Below are 15,672 nucleotides of genomic sequence, written 5' to 3'. Positions count from 1 at the left end.
GAAGGCGGCGGCTTCAGGAAGCCGGGACCGGATCTGGCCGGGAGCCCGAGGGCCCGCCCGTACCCCCGTCGGAACCGCCGCCCGTACCGCCCTCGGAGCTGCCGCCCGTACCGCCTTCGGAGCCTCCCGGGGAGCCGGCCTCGTCGGCGCCGCTCTCGGCCTCGATGTCGAAGCTCTTGGCCGAGTTGTACGTCTCCAGGTCGAGGATCTCCTCGCGCGCGGCGACCAGCACCGGCACGGCCGCCTGCCCGGCCACGTTGGTGGCGGTGCGGATCATGTCCAGGATCGGGTCGATGGCGAGCAGCAGGCCCACGCCTTCCAGCGGCAGACCCAGTGTGGAGAGGGTCAGGGTCGTCATGACCACCGCACCGGTCAGACCGGCCGTCGCCGCGGAGCCGATGACCGAGACCAGCACGATCAGCAGGTAGTCCTGGATGCCGAGGCTCACCTCGAAGATCTCCGCGACGAAGATCGCGGCCAGCGCCGGGTAGATCGCCGCGCAGCCGTCCATCTTGGTCGTCGCGCCGAACGGCACGGCGAAGGAGGCGTACTCCTTCGGCACCCCGAGGCGTTCGGTGACCTTCTGGGTGACCGGCATCGTGCCGACCGAGGAGCGCGAGACGAAGGCCAGCTGGATCGCGGGCCAGGCACCGCGGAAGAACTGCAGCGGGCTGACCTTGGCGACCAGCGCCAGCAGCAGCGGGTAGACGCCGAAGAGGATCAGCAGGCAGCCGATGTAGACGTCGAGGGTGAAGGTCGCGTAGTCGCCGATCAGGCCCCAGCCGTACTCGTTGATCGCGTTGCCGAGCAGGCCGAGAGTGCCCAGCGGGGCGAGGCGGATGACCCACCACAGCGCCTTCTGGAGCAGTGCGAGCACGGACTCGCCGAAGGTGAGCAGCGGGTCGGCCTTGGCGCCGAGCTTGAGCGCGGCGACACCGGTCACCACGGCCATGAACACGATCTGCAGCACGTTCAGCTCGGTGAACGGCGTGATCACGTTCTCCGGGATGATGCCGGTCAGGAAGTCCAGCCAGGAGCCCGAAGTCTCCGGCGCCTCACCGCTCTTGGGGTCGAGCTTGCTGCCCGAACCCGGGTTGTTCAGCAGGCCGATGGCGATACCGACGCCGACCGCGATCAGCGAGGTGATCAGGAACCACAGCAGCGTACGGCCGGCGAGCCGGGCCGCGTTCGAGACGTTGCGCAGATTGGTGATGGAGATGGCGATGGCGAAGAACACCAGCGGCGCCACCGCCAGCTTCAGCAGCTGGACGAAGATGCCGCCGATCCGCTCCAGCGCGGTGCCGAGCCAGGAGATGTCACCGCTGCGGGCCAGCCAGCCCAGCAGCACGCCGAGCACCAGACCGGCCAGGATCTGGGCCCAGAACGGCACCTTGGGTATGCGTGCGAGCAGACCCCGCGATTCGGCGGGTCTCGGCGCGGACGTCGGGGACGAGGAGGACACGGGCACACTCCGGGTGCGTGGAAGGAGACGGACAGCGGTGGGGAGAACAGCGGTGCGCCGCCGGGGCGCGGACGGGGGCCGACCGGGAGGCGCTGCGGGCCGGCCGGGCGGGTTCCCGGCTCGCGGTCGGCCGGGGCGCGGTCGGCCGCGATGCGGGAGAACGGTCGGCGGTGGAGACCCGGATGGCCGGGACGCCCGCGCCGACCGGCTGCGTCAGCCGCGGCGGCAACAGCCGGGGCGAGCCCGGCCGGTACAGGGGGGACATGCCGCGACGACACAGCGGCAGAGGTCGACATGCAGCCGCGCGACGAGCGTCGCGCTCGCTGGTGCGGGTCGTACGGCTGCGTCTGTCATGGCCACCACGCTAACACCCAGGCTTTGATGCACTCAAAGGCAAACTTTCACTGAGGAACTCGTGGAAGCACAACACCCCGACCGGGATAGAAGATTCCCGTCGGGGTGCGCGAAGGTGAGTGACGAGCGTTACAGCGCCGGACCCCGGACGCTCCGCCCGGCGCCCGGCTGTAACGGCAGCGGCCGTATCAGGCGCCGTCCTCGCGGCTGCGGTTCTCCGCCAGCCTGCCCTTGAAGCTCGACGAGGCGCGCTCGACCTTGGGCACGATCTGCTCGGACATCGCGTCCCGCTGCTTGCGCAGCAGTACGAGGCTCAGCGGCGCGGAGATCAGGATGGCCAGCGCGAAGAGCCACAACGGATTGGACTTGCCGATGCCCTCCGGGATCACTCCGACCCAGGCCAGCGCGGCCAGCAGCGCGAAGGTGCCGACGAACAGCGCCAGCCGCAGCAGGGTGTAGTACAGGGTGGCGCGCGCCGCGGTCGGCTTCCCGCCCGCGGCAGGCGCGGCACCGGGCTCGTCGGCGGACTCGCCTTCGATCCCGTCGGCCGGCATGCCTGCGGCCTTGCCGCCAGTCTTGCCTTCGGCCCTGTCGGCAGCCTTGCCTGCGGGCTTGCCTTCGGCCCTGCCCGCGGAGTTGCCTTCGGCCTCGTCGACGGGCTCGCCCGAGCGCGGCGTGCTCTGTGTGCTGGTCACTGCGGATCATCCTTCTGCTGCGGGTCTGCTGACTGCGGTACGGACCTGACGCACGCACCGGACGTACGGGCCGGAACGCACCGGACGCACGCCCTCGCGCGCTTCACCGGGAACGCTCGCGGACGGTCGCCCTCAGGAGAGCGTCAGCCACATCGTGACGTCGTCGCGGTACTCGTCCTCGCCGACCTTGATGGCGCCGGGCACCCGCCCGACCTCCTTGTAGCCGCACGCCTCGTAGAAGCGCTCGTTGCCCTGGTGGCTCCGGCAGGTGAGCCGGATGGCCCCGACCCCCTCGAAGCCGCGCACCTCGTCGGCGACCGCGGACATCAACTCCCGGCCCACGCCCCGGCCCTGGAGATCGGGGTGGACCATCACGGTGTAGAGCCACACCCAGTGTCGCATCAGGGAGCGGCGGTTGAAGGTGATGTAGGCGGTGGCCTTCACCTCACCCTCGGCGTCGAAGCCCACCAGCTGACGAGTACGCCCCTCGGAGACCGCGGCGAAGTGCATGATCACCTCGGACCGGGTCTCCGCCGGGGTGACGGGCGGCAGGAAACCCACCGCACCGCCGGCGTTGGTGACGTCCGCCCAAAGCCGGCTGATCCCGGTCGCGAGCTGCTGGTCGGCGACCGGGTCCAGCTCGTACCGCAGCACCACGGTCAGAGCCTCATCGGCTGCGGCGACTCGCGGCGCTGCGGGTCGGGGCCCGGGTACTCGCGGAGGATCTCGTACCTGGTGTTGCGCTCCACCGGCCGGAACCCCGCGTCGGTGATCAGCTCCAGCAGGTCCTCGCGGCCGAGCTTGTCGGGGGTGCCGAAGTTGTCCGCGTCGTGAGTGATCTTGTACTCGACGACCGAGCCGTCCATGTCGTCCGCGCCGTGCTGGAGGGCGAGTTGGGCAGTCTGCACGCCGTGCATCACCCAGAACACCTTCACGTGCGGGACGTTGTCGAACAGCAGCCGGGAGACCGCGAAGGTCCGCAGCGCCTCGGCACCCGAGGCCATCGTGGTGCGCGCCTGGAGCTTGTTGCGGACCTTGCCGTCCTTCAGATCGACGAAGTCGTGCTGGTAGCGCAGCGGGATGAAGACCTGGAAACCGCCGGTCTCGTCCTGGAGTTCACGCAGCCGCAGCACGTGGTCGACGCGGTGGCGGCGCTCCTCGATGTGGCCGTAGAGCATCGTGCACGGGGTCTTCAGACCCTTCTCGTGCGCGAGCCGGTGGATGCGCGACCAGTCCTCCCAGTGGGTGCGGTGGTCGACGATGTGCTGCCGCACCTCCCAGTCGAAGATCTCCGCGCCGCCGCCGGTCAGCGACTCCAGCCCGGCCTCGATCAGCTCGTCCAGGATCTCGCTCGCGCTCAGCCCGGAGATCGTCTCGAAGTGGTGGATCTCGGTCGCGGTGAACGCCTTCAGCGAGACCGTCTCCGGGAGCGCCTCCTTGAGCGCGCTGAGCGAGCGCGGGTAGTAGCGCCAAGGCAGCGTCGGGTGCAGGCCGTTGACGATGTGGAGCTCGGTGAGGTTGTCGCCCTCCATCTCCCTGGCCAGGCGTACGGCCTCCTCGATGCGCATCGTGTACGCGTCCTTCTCGCCCGGCTTGCGCTGGAAGGAGCAGTACGAGCAGGAGGCCGTGCAGACGTTGGTCATGTTGAGGTGGCGGTTGACGTTGAAGTGGACGACGTCGCCGTTCTTCGCGGTGCGCACCTCGTGGGCGAGGCCGCCGAGCCAGGCGAGGTCGTCGGACTCGTAGAGAGCGATGCCGTCCTCGCGGCTCAGTCGCTCACCGGAACGGACCTTGTCCTCCAGCTCCCGCTTGAGTCCAGCGTCCATGCGTCGCGCCTCCCAAATCTCGCCGGCGCAGTCTCGCGCGACTGCGTGCCCATGCGAGCGTACGCCAACCGGTTTCGGCGCAATCCTCCCGGTGCGCCGCGCGCGGGGCCGGCCTCCGGAGACGCCGGCGGGACCGCACCCGGACGCCGCCCGGACGCCTCGGGACGCCCCTGAACCTGCGGGGCCTGCGGGGCCTGCGGGGCCTGCGGGGTCAGTCCTCGGGACGCTCGCCGACGCGGTTCTCCCACTTGGTGGAGAGCACGATCGTGGTGCGGGTGCGCGAAACGCCCTTCGTCTGGGAGAGCCTGCGGATCGTGCTCTGCAACCCGTCGACGTTGTTCGCCCTGACCTTGAGCATGTACGAGTCGTCCCCGGCGATGAACCAGCAGTCCTCGATCTCCCCCAGCGACTCCAGCCGCACCGCGACCTCCTCGTGGTCGGTGGCATCGCTGAGCTGGATGCCGATCAGCGCGGTCACCCCGAGCCCCAGCGAGGCGGCGTCGACGGTCGCGCGGTAACCGGTGATGACGCCCGCGGCCTCCAGCCGGTTGATGCGGTCGGTGACACTCGGCCCGGAGAGTCCGACGAGTCGGCCCAACTCGGCGTACGAGGCCCTGCCGTTCTCGCGCAGCGCCTGGATGAGCTGTCTGTCCACCGCGTCCATCGGTCCCGCGCCCCTTTTCGTCGTCATCCCGTCGTCGCCGTACGGCCCGTGCCGCACGGTGTGCCGCCCGACGACGGGCCCCGCACGACCTGCCGTCAGAAACAAAATCCGGAACTGAATCTAAGGCATCGGACTGCCTGAGCCTGCACTACCCAGTCCAGAGCGCGTTCATGAGCGTGCCACCGATCCAGGAGTGGCCGATCAGCCGCCCGTCGCCCCCCGTGCGGCGCCGCCCAACTCGCCCTCCCAGCGCCGGTAGAGCCCGTGCGCGACACCCACCGCGTCCAGCACCCGGCCGGCCACGAAATCCACCAGGTGCTGGATGTGGGTCGCTCCCGCGTAGAAGGCGGGCGAGGCCGGCAGCACCACCGCGCCCGCCTCGTCGAGGGCGACCAGCTGCCTGAGGGTCTGACCGCTCAGCGGCGCCTCCCGCACCGCGACCACCAACGGCCTGCGCTCCTTGAGCGTCACGCTCGCCGCGCGCTGCAACAGGTCCTTGGACAGCCCGAGCGCGACGCCAGCCACACACGCCGTCGACGCCGGAACGATCAGCATGCCGCGGCAGCCGTAGGAACCCGAGGAGGGGCCCGCCGCCAGGTCGCCGGCCGCCCAGTGCCGCACCCGGCCCGGCTCCTCCAACGCCCCGAGCGCCTCCGCGAACGCCTCCGGGCTGCCGTCCGCTCCCCGCGCCAACCACCGGCGCAGGTCCTCCCGCCAGTGCGCGTCCCGGAACGGCTGCCCGGTCTCGTCCAGCAGGGTCAGCCGCGAGGCCCGGCTGACCACCAGGTCCACCTGCTCGCCGGCGTCCAGCAGCCCGCGGATCACCGCCGCGGCGTACGGCGTCCCGGACGCTCCCGACACACCGACAAGCCAGGGCGTACGCCGTATCGAACCCTCGGAGCTCTCCGTCACACCCCCGACCCTAGGTGTACCAGGCCGTGTGGTCGGTGACAGGGGCCCGTCGTTCGGATCTTCGCTTGTCCGCGACGCCCCGCACGCCGCCCGGCCGGGGTGGGGAGGGCACCGGCGGGGGCGCACCGGGCTCCGCGACCGATGGGCGCACAATGGGGGGGCGAGCGATCTGCGTACGCACCCGGGGAGGCCGACATCGACACCACGCGCAGAGGCCGCGGCACCGTCGCGATCCTCACCTCGGCCGCCCTGCTCGTCGGCGTCGGCAGCGCCTGTTCGGCGGCCGACCACCTGACGTCGGCGATGAAGGTCAAGCAGGCCGTCGAGAAGCTCGGCGAGCGGGACAGCGTCTCGGTGACCGCCCGGTTCGACGCGACCGAGGAGCAGATCCTCGCCTACCTCCAGGAGGGCGAGGGCCCCGGCAAGGGCGGCAACGCACGCCGGCACGCCCGGCTGCTCGCCGATCTGGAGCTGGCCGCCGCGGTCAGCGCCGGAATGCCGCTGCGGGACGTGGCCAGGAACGACCGGTTCGACAACGCCGCGGCGCTCAACTTCGGCGGCAACGACGTCTTCGCCCTCAAATCGGTCGACCGCAAGCTCTACACCCGGGTCAACCTCGCCGCGCTGGCCAGGGAGGTCGGGGACGACGGACCGATGGCCGGACGGGCGGGCGAGCTGGAGGAGTTGGCGCGCCAGCTGCCCGGCTCGCTGGCGACCGCCCGCTCGGCGCTGCGCGGCGAGTGGGTGCGGGTCAGCCCGAACGAGTTCGGGGAGATCGGCCGCGCGCTCGGCGGCGCGGGCGACGGCGCCGTCGAGAACAGCGACCGGATCGCCCAGGCCACCGCGCTGCTCCGGGATCCCGCGCTCCAGCAGCAGGTGGTGTCCGCGGTGGAGAAGGCGCTCGGCAAGCGCGCCCGCTTCGCCTCCGCCGGAAAGCGCGAGGGCGCCGAGCACATCACCCTCACTCTCAACGCCAAGGACGCCGCCCACGAACTCGGCAAGGCCCTCGCCCCGGTGCGCGCCCAGCTCGGCGATCCCGATCTGGACATGCTGGAGCGCGCCCCCGACAAGGACGTACGGGTCGGGCTCGCGATCCGGCACGAGCGCCTCTCCACGCTCACCGTCGACGTGGGCCAGTTCGACCGGGGCCGCTCCGGCGCGCTGCCGCTGAAGCTGACCTTCGCGGCGGGAGAGGTGGTCTCGGTGGCCGCCCCCGCCGACGCGAAGCTGCTGGCGCCGCACGATCTGCTGGAGGCGCTGGCGTACGCCGCCTCCCGGCACCCGGAACTCTCGACCCTGCGTTAGCCGTTGGTCTGGCTGTATAGGCTGGTCCTCGGGGCTCTCGCAGCTCCCGACCCGCCTTCCGCAGCTCCGCGCGCATCCGCCGGTGCCCGGGGGAGGCGCGCGGCCGACAGACGAATGACGACGCCGGGGGTGCTCGATGGCGTACGGACCGAGCGGATCCGGGCAGACCGGCACTCGCCGGGCCCGGGCGATGACGGCAGCGACCTTCATGCTGGGGTGGATCGCCGTCCTGTGGGTGCTGGAGGCGGTCGACGGCCCGGACGGCCCCATAGTCCGCGAGTACGGCATCCGCCCCCGGGAGCTGGACGAGGTGCCGGACATCTTCCCGGCGGCCTTTCTGCACTTCGGCTGGGACCACGTGATGGCCAACACGCTGCCGCTGCTGGTCTTCGGCTTCCTCGCGGCGGTGCGCGGGATGGCGCGCTTTCTCGGCGTCGTGCTGGTCATCATCACCGTCAGCGGCCTCGGAGTGTGGCTGACCGCCCCCGACGGATCGAACACCGCGGGCGCCTCCGGCGTCGTCTTCGGCCTCTTCGGCTATCTGCTGGTGCGCGGCTTCGTCGAGCGGGACGCGTTGGACATCACCGTGGGGATCACGGTGCTGCTCCTCTACGGCTCGATCCTGTGGGGCGTGCTGCCGACGAACTCCGGCATCTCCTGGCAGGGCCACTTCTTCGGCCTGCTGGGCGGCGTTCTGGCGGCGTTCTGGCTCAGACGCACCCCGCCCCGCCGGCAGCAGGTGCCGCCGGGCGGGATCGGGCCGAGCCCCTGGAGCTGACCACCGGCGCCGGGGCGGGGCGGCTCCGTCCGGGGCGGCTCGCTCCGGGTCAGCTCGGTCCGGGTCAGCTCGCTCCGGGTCAGCTCGGTCCGGGGCGGTCGGTGCGGGTCAGCTCGGTCCGGGGCGGTCGGTGCGGAAGGGCTCGACATGGGTCGGGAGGCACTCGGCCGCGAAACCGGCGGCCTCGCCCGCCGCCAGGTCCGGCGCCTCGTACACGCCGTAACCCGCCGCGGTGCTCACCGAGACGGTGGCCAGGCCCAGGCGGCGCTGGAGCAGTGACTGCCGCACCCGTACACCGCTGACCGCGTCACGGCGCAGCGCCGTGGTGGTTCGGCTGAGCGCGCCGGAGCGGACCAGCAGATGACGTCCGGCGATGGTGTGGCCGAGTGCGCGGTGGCCGACCGCGGCGAGCGTGAGCGTGAGCGGCAGCAGCACCAGAGCCGTCATCCACCAGGCACGGTCCGGCACCGCGGTGGTCGCGCCGAGCCAGGCCAGCAGTCCGCACACCGCGCCGCTGACCATCAGCGCCCAGCCGGCCCGGCGGCGCAGGGCGGTGGCGGGGTGGCGGCGCAGCGTCGCGCCCAACGGGCTGTCGTGCTCCGCCAGTACGGCGTCGGCGACCGGTCGCGCGGTGCTCATCGGTCCGCGCGGCAGGATGGTGGCCGCCGCGCTCCACACCGACAGTCCGGTGGTGACGACGCTGGTGTCGGTCATCCGCATCCAGCGCCACAGCAGCGGTTCGGAGAGGCTCACCCCGCGCAGCCGCTTGTCGTCCCGGGTGACCTCGCGGGTCTTGAACAGCCCCTGGCTGGTGCGCAGTACGGTCCCGGCCGGCGTCGGCACCCGCTCCAGGCGGAAGTTCGCGTGCTCGGTGAAGAAGGCCACCGCCATGCCCAGCACGCCGAGCGTGCCGGTGCCCGCGAGGGCGAGCAGCACGGTGAGCGGCAGTCCCAGCTCGTCCCAGTCGGCGAGCCCGGTGATCCAGCCGCCGAGGTCGAGACCGAACATCATCGTCATCCAGTACGCGCCCCACAGCAGACCGGCGGCGGTGAGGTAGGCCCAGGCGCTGAACATGTTGTAGCAGACCCACCACCAGCGGAATCCGGCCAACCGCACGGTGCCGGCAGGGCTTTCGGCTTCGCCGTCCGCGCTCTCGGCGGCGCCCAGCAGCTGTTGGCGCAGCGCCCTGGCCTCGGTGAGGGAGACCGCGTTGAGCGTGAGCGCACTCTCCCCGGCGGTGTTGGCCTGTCCCGCGCCGATGATGACGCGCCGCAGTCGGGCCGCCCGCTGGAGCAGCTTGGCGTCGGCGTCCACGCTGCGGATGCGGTCCCGACGCACGGAGCGGAACTCCCGTACGAACAGGCCGGTGCGCCGTTCGACGTACGCCTCGGTGATCCGGTAGCGGGTCCGCAGCCAGCGCACCAGATCGGCGGTCGAGCGCACCACTCCCCAGCCGGCGATGATCGTCAGCGGCCAGACCGTTCCCGGGTTGGCGCCGACGACGAACAGGGCGACGATCGCGGGCAGTTGGGAGAGCAGCAGCCGCAGGGCGTTGACCCAGACAACACGCTTGTCCAGCCGCAGCCACGGCACGTCGGGGGCATCGGCCGCGGGCTCGGCGGCGGGCTCGGCGGCGGGCTCGGGCTCGACTCCCGCAGCGGGCGCGGCGCCCCCGGCGGCCGGCTCGGCCACCGCGGTGTACGCGGCGGCGGGCCGGTCGGGTTCGACGGCTCCCCCGGCGGTGGCGGCGGCGACGGTGGGGTCGGTGGGGGCGCTCATGTGGCGTCTCCCGGCGTGAGCTGGGTGGAGGTGTTGAGCCGGTCGGCCGCCTCGCGGGCCACGCCCGGCGCCAGGCCGCGGATGGTGACCGCACCGCTGGAGGAGGCCGTGGTCACCACCAGCGTCGAGAGGTTGAGCAGTTGGTCCATCGGACCGCGCACGGTGTCGACGGTCTGGATGCGGGACAGCGGCGCGATCCGCCACTCGCGGACGAACCAGCCCGCGGCGGCGTACACCGCCTCGTCGGTGACCTCCCACCGGTGCACGGCGTACCGCCAGGACGGCATCACCGCGGCGTAGAGCGCTCCGAGCACCGCGGCGGCCACCAGCAGCGGCAGGGTCCACGTGCGGGAGCCGGGCCAGATCGTCGCGGCGGTGCCCAGCACGAGGACGACGGGAAGCACCAGTGCGAGCGCGCGGGCCGTCCACAGGCCGACGGCGCGCCGCTCGACGCGGTGGTGCGGTGGACGCAACTGTATCTCCATGGAACACACCGTCTCACAAAGAGACGCGCTTGTTCCACAGCGGATCGGTACGTCTCTCCATGGGGCAGGCTGCGTATCATCCCCGTCATGGCTCGATCGGTTTCCTCCACCTCGCAGACCCCCGGCACCACCTCCCGCACCCGCCGGGCGATTCTGGACGCCGCCGTCACCGTGATGAGTCAGGACCGAAACGCGCCGTTCAGCGAGATCGCCAAGGCCGCCGAGGTCGGCCGCAGCACACTGCACCGCTACTACCCCGACCGGTCCGCCCTGGTGGGCGCCCTGGTCAGGGACGCCTCACGCGCGACCGAAATCGCCTTCGTCGAGGCCGAGTTGGATTCGGGCACGCCCGAGGAGGCGCTGCACAGGCTGGTGCCCGCGATGTTCGACCTCGGCCCGCGGGTGGGCTTCCTCTTCAACGAGCTGGAGCACTCCGAGCTCGACTGGGACGAACGCGCCTGGGAGGCGTCGCACATCCCGGTGGGGATGCTCTTCCACCGGGGCCGCCAGGAGGGCTACTTCGACCCGGAGATCGACGACGACTGGTTCGTGCGCATCCTCTGGTACTCGATGATGGCCGGCCTGGAAGCCGTCGGCGAGCGGAAGTTGAGCAAGCACCAGGCCATCGCCAGGGTGGTCCGGCTGCTGGAGGGCGGACTGCTCAACCGCAACGGCTGAGCCCCCGGACCGCGGAAGGCGGAGCCGGGGGCTCGGAACGGGCGCGGCACCGCGCCCGGCAGTTCAGGGAGTCAGTCCGCGCGCCACGAGATCGACCAGCGCGCAGACGAAGAGCGCGATCCCGATGAAGCCGTTGACGGTGAAGAACGCACGGGTCAGCCGGGAGAGGTCGCCCGGCCGCACCAGCGAGTGCTCGTAGACGAACGCCCCGGCGACGATCACCAGCCCCGCCCAGAAGAACAGCCCCGCATCCGTGAGCAGGCCGTACCAGACGAACATGCCGAGCGTCACGACGTGGCTGGCGCGGGAGGCGTACAGCGCGGCGGCGACCCCGAACCGCGCCGGCACCGAGCCGACGCCCTCGCCCCGGTCCGCCTCGACGTCCTGACAGGCGAAGATCAGATCGAAGCCGCCGATCCAGACACCCACCGCCAGGCCGAGGACGACCGCCTCCCAGGACCAGCTGCCGGTCACCGCGAACCACGCGCCGACCGGGCCGATCATCTGGGCCAGCCCCAGGATGACGTGCGGGAAGTCGGTGAAGCGCTTGCCGTAGGGGTAGACCACCATCGGCACCACCGCGAGCGGCGACAGGATCAGGCAGAGCGGATTGAGGAGTGCCGCCGCGCCGAAGAAGACGGCGAGCGCGATCAGCGCGCCCGTCCACGCGGTGCGCACCGACACCGCCCCGGTGACCAGCTCCCGCCCGGCGGTGCGCGGATTGCGGGCGTCGATCTCGCGGTCGATGATCCGGTTCGCGGCCATGGCGAAGGTGCGCATCGCCACCATCGCGACCGTGACCACCAGCAGCGTCCACCAGTGCACGGACCCGCTGTCCCGGTACATCGCGGTGAGCGCGGCGATGTAGGCGAACGGCAGGGCGAAGACCGAGTGCTCGATCATCACCACGCGCAGGAAGGCACGTGCCCGGCCGCCGGCACCGGCAGCCGGAGCGGAAGGCCCGCCGACCGTGGCGGCGGACCCGCCCAAAGCCCCCGCGGGCCCGCCCGGGGCGCCGGCGGGGTCGCCGGAGACGCCCGGGGAGCCGCCGGACGGGGAGCCGCCGGCCGCACTCACAGGCCGTACTCCCGCCAGCGCCCGGACACGAGGGCGGCGGTGTCCGGGTCGGAGCGGACCATGTTCGGCCAGCCGCGGACGTAGCCCTCCTCCGGCCACTTGGTGGTGGCGTCGATACCCGCCTTGCCGCCCCAGAACTGCTGGTACGAGGCGTGGTCGAGGTGGTCGACCGGGCCCTCGACGACGCTGAGGTCGCGGGCGTAGTCGGTGTTCCCGAGCGCGCGCCAGGCGACCTCGTGCAGGTTGTGGACGTCGCAGTCGCTGTCCACCACCACGATCAGCTTGGTCAGCGACATCATGTGCGCGCCCCAGATGGCGTGCATCACCTTCTGCGCGTGCTTCGGGTACTTCTTGTCGATCGAGACGATCGCGCAGTTGTGGAAGCCGCCGGACTCGGGCAGGTGGTAGTCGACGATGTCCGGGACGATGATCTTGAGCAGCGGCAGGAAGAACCGCTCGGTCGCCCGGCCCAGCGGACCGTCCTCGGTCGGCGGGCGGCCGACCACGATCGACTGGAGCAGCGGGCGCCGGCGGGTCGTGACGCAGTCGATGGTCAGCGCCGGGAAGTCCTCCTGCGGCGTGTAGAAACCGGTGTGGTCGCCGTACGGGCCCTCGGGCAGCGTTCTGCCCGGCTCCAGCCAGCCCTCGATGACGACCTCGGCGTGCGCGGGCACCTGGAGCGGCACGGTCTTGCAGTCGACCATCTCCACCCGCTTGCCCTGGAGGAAGCCGGCGAAGAGGTACTCGTCGATGTCGCCGGGCAGCGGTGCGGTCGAGGCGTAGGTCACCGCGGGCGGGGCGCCGAAGGCGATGGCGACCGGCAGCCGCTCGCCGCGCCGGGCCGCGACCTGGTAGTGGTTGCGGCTGTCCTTGTGGATCTGCCAGTGCATCCCGATGGTGCGACGGTCGTGGCGCTGGAGCCGGTAGAGGCCGAGGTTGCGCACGCCGGTCTCGGGGTGCTTGGTGTGGGTCAGGCCGAGGTTGAAGAAGGACCCGCCGTCCTCGGGCCAGGTGAAGGTGGCCGGCAGCCGGTCGAGGTCGACCTCGTCGCCGGTCGTCACGACCTCCTGGACCGGAGCGTCCTTCACCTTCTTCGGCGGTACGTGGCTGACCCCGGCGAGCTTGCCGAACGCCTCCCGGAAACCGACGAACCCCTGCGGCAGTTCGGGCTTGAGCAGCCCACCGATCTTGTCGCTGATGTCCGAGTACGACTTCAGCCCGAGCGCCTTGAGCAGGCGCTTGTCGGTGCCGTAGACGTTCATGGCCAGGGGCATCGAGGAGCCCTTGACGTTCTCGAAGAGCAGGGCGGGCCCGCCGGCCTTGTTCACCCGGTCGACGATCTCGCCGACTTCCAGGTGGGGGTCCACCTCGGCCTTGACCCGCTTCAGTTCACCGTCGCGCTCGAACGCCCGCAGCAGCGAGCGGAGATCGTCGTAAGCCATACGACCCAGTATCGGCTACCGGGCCGACCCGTCCGTGGCCGGGAGCACCTTGGCGGTTCGGAGACCACCGCGGCGGCCCCGGACGGGCCGATGTCCGGCTCGTGACCCGCGGTACGGGAAAGTCCGGTCCGTACCCGTGCCCCGTCGGGGCGGTGCGCCCATTACGCTGGACTGGTAGCGCGGTCGCAGCAGGACGTACCAGAGGAGCGTTCCCCATGATCAAGTACCTGCCGTTCCTCCTGGTCCTGGCAGTGTGGATCTACGCCTTCATCGACTGCCTGAACACCCCTGAGAAAGAGGTGCGCAAGCTGCCGAAGGTGATGTGGGTCATCATCGTCCTGCTCTTCGGCCAGGTGCTGATCGGGCCGATCGCCTGGTTCGCGGTGGGCCGCCCCCGCAAGACCGCGTACGGCTCCACCAAGGCGAACGAGCGTCGCTGGGTCGCGCCGGACGACAACCCGGACTTCCTGAAGTCCCTGCGGGAGGACGAAGGTTCGGGTTCCGGCGGGGGCCAGGCCCGCAAGCCGGACGCGGAGGAGTCCCTCGACCGCTGGGAGGAGGAGTTCCGCCGCAACCGCAAGGGCAAGGGCGACACCGGCGGCCCCGACGACACTCCTCCCCCGCCCTCCAAGAGCTGACCCGGGTTCCGCGCCCGCCCCTCGCACCACTTTCAACGGCCTGACGGGCCCAGCAAAGTTTCCGCAAATCCGCTCCCGCTCTGGAACCCGGACCCCTCCGGCGGCGATCCTCTCCTGCACGAGAGATCTGCACCGTTGTGAGGGGAACACGTACATGTCGGATGGCGGGATAAGCCGACGGGTCCTGCTCGGTGTGGGGGCGACCGCCCTCATGACCATGGGGGTCGCCGGCTGCTCCACAGGGGACGAGTCCGGCTCGGGCAAGCCCGGCAAGGGAGACGGCCAGGACGGCGACGGCGGGAAGAAGGAGCAGGCCAAGCCGATCGGCGACGGCTCCACGGCCGACACCGGACCGCAGCCGAACCAGCCGGAGAAGCCGCGCCGGCTCGAACCGGGCGAGACACCGCCGCAGTTCGTGGTCTTCTCCTGGGACGGCGCCGGCGAAGTGGGCAACGGCCTCTTCCCGCGCTTCCGGAAGGTGGCCGAGGAGCACGGCGCGGCGATGACCTTCTTCCTCTCCGGCCTCTATCTGCTGCCGGAGTCCAAGGCCAAGCTCTACAAACCGCCGAACAACCCGGTCGGTGCCTCCGACATCGGGTACCTCAAGGACGCCAACATCAAGCTCACGCTGCAGAACCTGCGTGCGGCCTGGTTGGAGGGCCACGAGGTCGGCACCCACTTCAACGGCCACTTCTGCGGTGGCCAGGGCTCGGTGGAGAACTGGACGTCGCAGCAGTGGCGTTCGGAGATCGACCAGGCGGTGGAGTTCGTCAACAAGTGGCGGACCAACACCGGGTTCGACGATCTGGAGCCGCTGCCGTTCGACTACCGCAAGGAGCTGATCGGCGCCCGTACGCCCTGTCTGCTCGGCCAGGAGAACCTGCTGCCGACCGCTGCCGAGCTGGGCTGGCGCTACGACTCCAGCTCCTCGGGCGGGCTCCAGATCTGGCCGGCGAAGAAGCAGGGGGTGTGGGACCTGCCGCTCCAGTCGATCCCCTTCCCCGGCAAGGGCTTCGAGGTCCTCTCGATGGACTACAACATCCTCGCCAACCAGTCCGACGCCTCCACCAAGGGTCCGCCGGAGAACTACCCTGCCTGGCGCAAGCAGGCCACCGACGCGTACTTCGGCGGCTTCGAGCGCGTCTGCAACGGCAACCGGGCGCCGCTGTTCATCGGCAACCACTTCGAGGAGTGGAACGGCGGCATCTACATGGACGCGGTCGAGGACACCATCAGGCGGATCGCCGAATCCGGCCACAAGGACGTGCGCATGGTGTCCTTCCGGCAGTTGGTGGACTGGCTGGACGCCCAGGACCCCGCGGTGCTGACGAAGCTGCGCGGGCTGAACGTGGGCCAGGCGCCCGCCGAGGGCTGGAAGACCTTCCTCGGCGGCGGCACGGGCGGCGAGACCACCGGCGGTACGGGCGGTGAAACGGCCGGTGCCACCGAGGGGGCGTCCGGTCAGCCCGACGGAGCGGGTGCCCAGGCACCGTGAGCACGGCGTACGGGCGCGCGGCCGCCCGTACGGCACTCGGCGCGACGGCGCGACGGCCCGGCGGAGAGTCTTCCGCCGGGCC

Annotated in this window: 15 protein-coding genes; 5 read left to right on the top strand and 10 right to left on the bottom strand. The window is 71.2% G+C overall.

The genetic code is table 11. From position 1 onward, the window contains the following. Positions 1–13 precede the first annotated feature (13 nt). The 6 genes from JGS22_RS11925 to JGS22_RS11900 form a co-directional block, all read right to left on the bottom strand. Positions 14–1,462, bottom strand: coding sequence for a dicarboxylate/amino acid:cation symporter (locus tag JGS22_RS11925; protein WP_211041767.1), 1,449 nt, complete (start codon positions 1,460–1,462; stop codon positions 14–16). Positions 1,463–2,004: 542 nt separating this feature from the next. Further along, entirely contained in the window at positions 2,005–2,511 is a 507-nt protein-coding gene (locus tag JGS22_RS27100) for a DUF4229 domain-containing protein (protein ID WP_308405622.1), read from the bottom strand. Between the two features lie 132 nt (positions 2,512–2,643). Further along, complete coding sequence (locus tag JGS22_RS11915; RefSeq protein ID WP_211041768.1) at positions 2,644–3,168, bottom strand: GNAT family N-acetyltransferase; 525 nt, start codon at positions 3,166–3,168, stop codon at positions 2,644–2,646. 2 nt (positions 3,169–3,170) lie between these two features. After that, positions 3,171–4,337, bottom strand: a complete 1,167-nt coding sequence (gene mqnE, locus JGS22_RS11910; protein ID WP_211041769.1) for an aminofutalosine synthase MqnE — start codon at positions 4,335–4,337, stop codon at positions 3,171–3,173. A 211-nt stretch (positions 4,338–4,548) separates the two neighbouring features. Beyond that, positions 4,549–5,001 (bottom strand): Lrp/AsnC family transcriptional regulator, encoded by a 453-nt coding sequence (locus JGS22_RS11905; protein WP_211043780.1) that lies wholly within the window; start codon positions 4,999–5,001, stop codon positions 4,549–4,551. Between the two features lie 201 nt (positions 5,002–5,202). After that, a complete protein-coding gene (locus JGS22_RS11900) occupies positions 5,203–5,913 on the bottom strand; it encodes a UbiX family flavin prenyltransferase (protein WP_372454235.1) in 711 nt (236 codons plus the stop codon). Positions 5,914–6,054: 141 nt separating this feature from the next. Here JGS22_RS11900 and JGS22_RS11895 point away from each other — a divergent pair, with 141 nt between their 5' ends. After that, entirely contained in the window at positions 6,055–7,218 is a 1,164-nt protein-coding gene (locus tag JGS22_RS11895; RefSeq protein WP_216814952.1) for a hypothetical protein, read from the top strand. A gap of 136 nt (positions 7,219–7,354) precedes the next feature. Next, positions 7,355–7,996 carry a rhomboid family intramembrane serine protease gene (locus tag JGS22_RS11890; RefSeq protein ID WP_211043420.1) on the top strand — a complete coding sequence of 214 codons (642 nt, stop codon included), beginning with the start codon at positions 7,355–7,357 and terminating at the stop codon, positions 7,994–7,996. A 108-nt stretch (positions 7,997–8,104) separates the two neighbouring features. Here the strand turns inward: JGS22_RS11890 and JGS22_RS11885 are convergent, their stop codons facing one another. Continuing rightward, positions 8,105–9,775 carry a PH domain-containing protein gene (locus JGS22_RS11885; RefSeq protein ID WP_216814951.1) on the bottom strand — a complete coding sequence of 557 codons (1,671 nt, stop codon included), beginning with the start codon at positions 9,773–9,775 and terminating at the stop codon, positions 8,105–8,107. Then, positions 9,772–10,260 (bottom strand): PH domain-containing protein, encoded by a 489-nt coding sequence (locus JGS22_RS11880; RefSeq protein WP_211041289.1) that lies wholly within the window; start codon positions 10,258–10,260, stop codon positions 9,772–9,774. Before JGS22_RS11880 ends, JGS22_RS11885 begins: the two co-directional genes overlap by 4 nt. Positions 10,261–10,347: 87 nt before the next feature. Here JGS22_RS11880 and JGS22_RS11875 point away from each other — a divergent pair, with 87 nt between their 5' ends. Beyond that, positions 10,348–10,938, top strand: a complete 591-nt coding sequence (locus JGS22_RS11875) for a TetR/AcrR family transcriptional regulator (RefSeq protein WP_211041290.1) — start codon at positions 10,348–10,350, stop codon at positions 10,936–10,938. A 63-nt stretch (positions 10,939–11,001) separates the two neighbouring features. On the opposite strand, the gene mqnP is transcribed toward JGS22_RS11875, so the two are convergent. Further along, positions 11,002–11,928, bottom strand: a complete 927-nt coding sequence (gene mqnP / locus JGS22_RS11870) for a menaquinone biosynthesis prenyltransferase MqnP (protein ID WP_211041303.1) — start codon at positions 11,926–11,928, stop codon at positions 11,002–11,004. A gap of 83 nt (positions 11,929–12,011) precedes the next feature. After that, entirely contained in the window at positions 12,012–13,457 is a 1,446-nt protein-coding gene (locus JGS22_RS11865; protein WP_211041291.1) for a menaquinone biosynthesis decarboxylase, read from the bottom strand. A gap of 215 nt (positions 13,458–13,672) precedes the next feature. Between JGS22_RS11865 and JGS22_RS11860 the strand changes: the two genes are divergently transcribed. Then, the gene (locus JGS22_RS11860) at positions 13,673–14,095 is read left to right on the top strand and encodes a PLD nuclease N-terminal domain-containing protein (protein WP_211041292.1); all 423 of its coding nucleotides are present in this window, start codon (positions 13,673–13,675) and stop codon (positions 14,093–14,095) included. A 154-nt stretch (positions 14,096–14,249) separates the two neighbouring features. Next, the gene (locus JGS22_RS11855) at positions 14,250–15,590 is read left to right on the top strand and encodes a polysaccharide deacetylase family protein (RefSeq protein ID WP_211041293.1); all 1,341 of its coding nucleotides are present in this window, start codon (positions 14,250–14,252) and stop codon (positions 15,588–15,590) included. The last annotated feature ends 82 nt before the right edge of the window (positions 15,591–15,672 follow it).

The organism is Streptomyces tardus (assembly GCF_018101125.2).
GTDB classification, from domain to species: Bacteria; Actinomycetota; Actinomycetes; order Streptomycetales; family Streptomycetaceae; genus Streptomyces; species Streptomyces tardus.
The sequence above is the reverse complement of the archived record's forward strand: the minus strand, read 5'-3'. Positions and strand labels throughout refer to the sequence as shown.

Bases quoted from the DNA above. Each gene is read 5' to 3' on its own strand.
- JGS22_RS11860 (WP_211041292.1), top strand. From the start codon at position 13,673: ATGATCAAGTACCTGCCGTTCCTCCTGGTCCTGGCAGTGTGGATCTAC.
- JGS22_RS11855 (WP_211041293.1), top strand. From the start codon at position 14,250: ATGTCGGATGGCGGGATAAGCCGACGGGTCCTGCTCGGTGTGGGGGCG.
- mqnE (WP_211041769.1), bottom strand. From the start codon at position 4,337: ATGGACGCTGGACTCAAGCGGGAGCTGGAGGACAAGGTCCGTTCCGGT.
- JGS22_RS11875 (WP_211041290.1), top strand. From the start codon at position 10,348: ATGGCTCGATCGGTTTCCTCCACCTCGCAGACCCCCGGCACCACCTCC.
- JGS22_RS11890 (WP_211043420.1), top strand. From the start codon at position 7,355: ATGGCGTACGGACCGAGCGGATCCGGGCAGACCGGCACTCGCCGGGCC.
- JGS22_RS11895 (WP_216814952.1), top strand. From the start codon at position 6,055: ATGGGCGCACAATGGGGGGGCGAGCGATCTGCGTACGCACCCGGGGAG.
- JGS22_RS11885 (WP_216814951.1), bottom strand. From the start codon at position 9,775: ATGAGCGCCCCCACCGACCCCACCGTCGCCGCCGCCACCGCCGGGGGA.
- JGS22_RS11905 (WP_211043780.1), bottom strand. From the start codon at position 5,001: ATGGACGCGGTGGACAGACAGCTCATCCAGGCGCTGCGCGAGAACGGC.
- JGS22_RS11865 (WP_211041291.1), bottom strand. From the start codon at position 13,457: ATGGCTTACGACGATCTCCGCTCGCTGCTGCGGGCGTTCGAGCGCGAC.
- JGS22_RS11880 (WP_211041289.1), bottom strand. From the start codon at position 10,260: ATGGAGATACAGTTGCGTCCACCGCACCACCGCGTCGAGCGGCGCGCC.